Annotated in this window: 2 protein-coding genes and 1 pseudogene; all 3 read right to left on the bottom strand. The window is 43.7% G+C overall.

Features of this window, described 5'->3' with window-relative positions; translation table 11 throughout:
- Nucleotides 1–66: 66 nt before the first annotated feature.
- Nucleotides 67–2,466: a CHAT domain-containing protein gene (locus EWV84_RS04210; protein ID WP_287076648.1), complete on the bottom strand. Its 2,400-nt coding sequence runs from the start codon at nucleotides 2,464–2,466 to the stop codon at nucleotides 67–69.
- Nucleotides 2,463–2,681: a hypothetical protein gene (locus tag EWV84_RS04205; RefSeq protein WP_287076650.1), complete on the bottom strand. Its 219-nt coding sequence runs from the start codon at nucleotides 2,679–2,681 to the stop codon at nucleotides 2,463–2,465. The genes EWV84_RS04210 and EWV84_RS04205 overlap by 4 nt, the downstream gene beginning before the upstream one ends.
- Nucleotides 2,678–2,842, bottom strand: a pseudogene (locus EWV84_RS04200) (RNA-guided endonuclease TnpB family protein); the annotation flags it as partial. The pseudogene EWV84_RS04200 and the gene EWV84_RS04205, both read right to left, overlap by 4 nt.

Genomic DNA, 2,842 nt, shown 5'->3' with positions numbered 1-2,842 from the left:
CTTAAACTAATAAAACGAAGAGGCTATGGCTTTAGAAACTTTCGGAATTTTTGGGTTAGAAGTATGTTATCTTGGCATCTTGTCTGTTGATTTAGCATAAAGAGTAACGAAGAGCCGTTCTTTTTCGTAGGCACTATCAGCCTCTGAGTTGTCTTGTACCGAGATCATCTTATCGAATTGTTGCCTAAACCTTTCTGGGTTTTCTATCTCTGCAAAAGCTAGACGGAAAATCTCTGCCCATCTTTCTGCATTTTCGTTCTCTTCATTTCCCCATAGTTCAGTTAAAATCTTGGCTGCCGTTTTCTCTAAAGCAGAAAGCTTACTTGCATCTTTGGGAAGCTCGATATGGGGATTAATATGTTTGATGTGAGAGGCGCGGTAGAGGGTTTCTCTGTCGTCATTGCAGATTACCTCGATCAAGCCTTTATCCTGTGCTTGTTGTAATTTTTTCTGATAGTTGGGAACAGATTGACAAACCGCTTCTAAAGCAACCAAAGGGACAGGAATTTCATAGATTAGGCAATTACTGACCACTTTTTCAAGAGCTTCATCCGTCAATAGTTGAGGTTTTTCTTCTAACCGCCAGACTATCTTATTGCGCCAAGTAACATCAGTTTCATTCTCAAATGACCGCAACTTTGTATCTATATTCCCTGCACTTAAAACCTCATTATTGAGCCATTCCAACAGACGGGGGTTGCCATCAGCAAGGTTTAAAGCTCTTTCTATATAGTTTTTATCAATCTTACCCGAACTAAAATGCTCTAACCGCCGCAGTTTCTTTTCTAAATCGGACTCGTTGGATTTGAAAGAGGGTAAAGACTTGAGATGATAAAATTCCTCTAATAGAGGGGAATTAAAGGTATAGCGCGAGGTAATAATCAGGCGATGATAGTAATTAGTTTCCTGTATCGCCCAAACGAGAGCTTGTAATAGTTGAGCTGCCCCTGCTTTAAGGATATAGTCATCGCTGGATGAAGGGCATTTTAAGTTCCACTCGAAATCATCGAGGATGAGCAAAAAAGGCTGGTTTAACTGACCAAAAACATCCCTTAAGCGATAGTCTAGCTCCTCATTAAAATCCAGAAGGATTTGACGTTGTGAACGATCTAATTTTTTAGCTAGGGTATTAACCAAGCTAGTTTGATCAATTTGTTGATGCCAGACAAGCTTAGTATAGTCTGGAAGGCGATCGCACAGACGAGCGGCGAGGGTACTTTTCCCGTTACCACCAAAACCTTGCAGAAAAACGCCGGCCTTATGAATTGCTTTAGGATTATCAAAGGGTTTTTTCAGCACTTGCAAGCAATCCTGAAGGTCACGGCGGCGACCGATAAAAGTTTCCCGTGTGGCTACCCGCAAATATTTCGTTTCTGGGTCCACAAATTGGTCAACAACGGATACGGGAGGTAAAGGTTTTTTCTGTCCTCTCCTTACCAAAGCTTCTGGGATACTTCCCCTCACATAGAGGCGTAAACAATGCCAATCCCTCGCCTGATTTCCTAATAATTTCTGATAGGCAAAAGCTAACGACTCGCTTAAAGTAAAGCCTTGAGAAAGCTTTTCGTAGAGGATGGCCGCCGTGTCAGCAGCTTCCTGATCCCTGACGGGTTGACCCCACCCCAAAACGGTTTTAGCCCCATTTTTTAATAACTTCTCGGCCATCGAAAGGCTCCCATCACCATCGGAGTAGCCTGTCCGACACCCTGATAAAAACAAAAGCTTAGGTAAATTAAACTGTAATTCTCTGGCAATATCTTCGGCGCTAGTATCTTGTCTATCTCCGTATTCCGTCTCGGTAATAAAATAGGGTTTCTCGTCTTCAATTATGGCGTGTCCGCTCAGGTGGATAACATCGAAGTATCCCCTATCTTTACTGGCTATCAATTCGCCTAATTCTTTAATACATCCGCTCTCTTCAACGGTTAAAGATAGGGGTTTTCCTCTAGTTGCTTTGAGGATCTTCCCCTCTTCTGCCTCAAAGTCTAGTATAGGCTTTACACCCTTGGCAGAACTTGCCATGAAAACCACATTTAAGGCTCGATCCTGCGGGTTGTTGTCAACAGTTAACAGCCTTTCATTACCGGTTTTCATCCACCGCATGGGAACAATAGCGGGAAGCTTAGACACCAGAAAACTCTGCCCATCGTGTAATAATTCCCAGGGTAGATGGACTAATCCTTTGCTGGTGCTGATAGCCAGAACTATTTTCTCTCCCCGGTGGCTATCTAATTCGCTCTGGAGGATGCGCTCTGTACCATCTAACCATCGGTACAAACCTTGTCCTGTTTTGGCGTGGTCTTCCGGTAAACGGGTATAGTAATCGGTGTCAGCCTTTTCACTTAGGTTGTCTATTTCATTCAGGAATCTTGTGTAGGTACGAGTCTGGTTGGGGTTATCCCAGAAAAATCGGAACTCAACGCTATTGCTACCGCTCTCCTGAAGATCAATATGCAGTATCTTCATTTTTCTTGTTCCAAGAGTTTTTGTAGTTGCTCTAGGGTAGCATCTTTGAGCAGCAGGCGATCGCCGTTTTTGCTCACAATCAACACCCGTTCGATCTTCGGGGTTTCAGGAGAGTCAATTTTTCGCTTTAATTGGTACAATTTCTCGGCGATGGCGATTGTTCCGCTATTGACATCCTCACCGCCGTGAAACGGACGGTGATTCCCAAACCTCACGATTTAGGTTTCTGCTTCTTTCCCTTGCGGGGTTTCGCACCGGCCTTAACAGATTTACTCTGTTCTGGTCTTATGGTCGCTCTACAGACTGACACCGCAAGTCCTGCGGCCAAAATATTTTTACTAGCGTTAATATCTCGGTCATGGTGTGTCCCACAGTC

The sequence above is a fragment of the Microcystis sp. M_QC_C_20170808_M3Col genome (genome assembly GCF_007095505.1).
Classification (GTDB): domain Bacteria; phylum Cyanobacteriota; class Cyanobacteriia; order Cyanobacteriales; family Microcystaceae; genus Microcystis.
Note: the sequence above shows the minus strand (reverse complement) of the source record. Positions and strands in the feature narration are given on the sequence as shown.

Excerpts from the sequence above, each read along its gene's own strand:
- EWV84_RS04210 (WP_287076648.1), bottom strand. The coding sequence starts at position 2,466 with ATGAAGATACTGCATATTGATCTTCAGGAGAGCGGTAGCAATAGCGTT.